General features: G+C 35.0%; 2 protein-coding genes and 1 pseudogene. 1 reads left to right on the top strand and 2 read right to left on the bottom strand.

The window, feature by feature from the left end:
- Positions 1-244: pseudogene (locus FTT87_RS15815) on the bottom strand (IS701 family transposase); the annotation flags it as partial.
- A gap of 156 nt (positions 245-400) precedes the next feature.
- On the opposite strand from FTT87_RS15815, the gene FTT87_RS15810 reads away from it, so the two are divergent.
- The gene (locus FTT87_RS15810; RefSeq protein WP_180175108.1) at positions 401-1,270 is read left to right on the top strand and encodes an IS982 family transposase; all 870 of its coding nucleotides are present in this window, start codon (positions 401-403) and stop codon (positions 1,268-1,270) included.
- Here FTT87_RS15810 and FTT87_RS15805 read toward each other — a convergent pair.
- On the bottom strand, positions 1,267-1,538 hold a 272-nt coding region (locus tag FTT87_RS15805), incomplete at its 5' end, for a transposase (protein WP_180175107.1). The genes FTT87_RS15810 and FTT87_RS15805 overlap by 4 nt on opposite strands.

The following is a 1,538-nucleotide window of genomic DNA, read 5'->3' as shown; positions in this document are numbered from 1 at the left end:
CTAAAACAGTATCATCAATACTGACTATAAGTATATTATTATCAATATGTTGAATTGCTTCTTGATATAGGTCGTGAGGTGTGTAGTCTTCACGCTCTAGAAAGCGATTTACACTATCATGCGAGATATTATAAGTCTCGGCAAGTTGTGTGCAGCTAATAGAGTTCGGTTCTGTCATGAGAAAGCCCATATAAATGGGTAATGTACAAGTTGCTGTAGAAGCATGTTTAATTCGTCTGATCACAGATACTTTATAAAGTATTTTAATACTTTTTTGAATCCGTCAATGCGTAAGTCCTAATTTATATAACCCGAATCGCGGATAAGAAAATGACTTGAAAAATAAGAGGACTAGAGCCATCAGTTGAGTTACCACACAAAACATAAAGCCCTAGTCCTGATGTTCAATAGTACCGAATTATTCTGCGTAATTGATGATTTCTTTCTGAAATTTGAAGCAACTTATTGGAAATTTCTCAAACAAAGCCGTCATTCGTTAAGAGTCAGAACTGCACAACTTACACTTTCTGAAATTATATTTATTGCTATTTGGTATAAGTGCTCCCACTTCATTAATTTCAAAGCATTCTTCTCATGGTTGAAGCAGGATAAAAGTCATTTATTTAAAAGCTTACCCTGTTACCAAAGGATGATTCACCTGATCAATATGCATCAATTAGCACTACATGCTTTACATGTATCTGTAATGAAAGGTCAATATAAACAATATTTATGGATTGATTCAACGACTCTACCAGTCTGTAAAAATCAACGTATTCAATGTCATAAATCATTAGCCAAAATTGCATCCCGTGGTAAAAGCTCAATGGGCTGGTTCTATGGCTGTAAGTTACATATTGTTATGAATCAATTCGGTGAAATCGTTCGTTCTGCTTTCTCCAATGGGCATATTGCTGACATAAAAATGGTTGAACATTTGATTGAGGGTTTCGAAGCAAAGCTTTATGGTGATCGTGGCTATATCAGCCAGGAATTAAAAAGTAGACTAAAAGACCAAGGTATTGATTTGATTACGTATCATCGAAAGAACATGAAATCTGTACAACTTTGTGCATCAGATGAATATCACTTAAGACAGCGCAATAAAATAGAAACGTTATTCAGTTTATTGAAAGGACAATATAATTTAGTGACGAGTAAAGCTCGTAGTATTCATGGATTTCTAAGTGGGATTTATGCTTCTTTATGTGCATACCAATTAACCCATCGAAATAAGCCAACAATTCAAATTATGAAATCATTGGCTTAAGCAGGATTCGGGTTATATAGATATTTATCAAATTCCTTATTCGATCTCTTACTGTTTGATCTCAATGGAATAATGGGAATCATATTCTTGTTCTTGGCACACATTCTAATGTACTCAGCATCATACCCCTTGTCAGCAATGAGATAAGTTGCCTCGCCTACAATATCAATCAGTTGTTTTGCAACTTGACTGTCGTGGACGTCACCCCCAGTGATTTTAAAATCAATCGGTAATCCATTCGCGTCGGTTGCAAGATGTATTTTTGTTG

The organism is Acinetobacter sp. YH01022 (assembly GCF_013420235.1).
Lineage (GTDB): Bacteria > Pseudomonadota > Gammaproteobacteria > Pseudomonadales > Moraxellaceae > Acinetobacter.
Note: the sequence above shows the minus strand (reverse complement) of the source record. Positions and strands in the feature narration are given on the sequence as shown.

What these genes read in the sequence shown, in the direction of transcription:
- FTT87_RS15810 (WP_180175108.1), top strand. Translation starts at nt 401, where the DNA reads ATGTTCAATAGTACCGAATTATTCTGCGTAATTGATGATTTCTTTCTG.